This is a genomic window from Micromonospora sp. DT4 (assembly GCF_049841675.1).
Classification (GTDB): Bacteria; Actinomycetota; Actinomycetes; order Mycobacteriales; family Micromonosporaceae; genus Micromonospora.
Genome location: NZ_JBNCKT010000432.1, coordinates 1 through 358 on the forward strand (window position 1 = coordinate 1; position 358 = coordinate 358).

At 54.2% G+C, this 358-nt stretch carries 1 protein-coding gene; it reads right to left on the reverse strand.

Annotation, left to right across the window (positions count from 1 at the left end; translation table 11 throughout):
- On the reverse strand, positions 1-358 hold a 358-nt coding region (locus ACLQ24_RS30445), incomplete at both ends, for a hypothetical protein (RefSeq protein WP_425895175.1).

Consider the following 358-nt stretch of genomic DNA (forward strand, 5'->3'; position numbering starts at 1 on the left):
GGCATCTGCCCGATGTTATGGGGTATACCGTTTGCGTCTTTCTCGTCGAGCCAGGCGTCATAGACGGCGAAGAAGTCCCTCACGTTCTCGTCGCTCATTCTCTGAAACTCGACGATATGCATATGTTTGCGACCGTCGTCGTATTTGACCGTGAATCCGGCGTCCTCCAGGGCTTGGGCAACCTTGTCATCGACGGGATTAAACCCAACTCGTGTCAGGTTATAGAGAATCGTTCCGATGAGGTATTTCTTTCCTTCGATATCCACAGAATCGCGCTTAGGGGGGATTGTGTTCCGACGGTTGGGGAGGTCTTTCTGCACCCACGTGGTGATGGCGGCGACACGCTCGTCCACGGTGT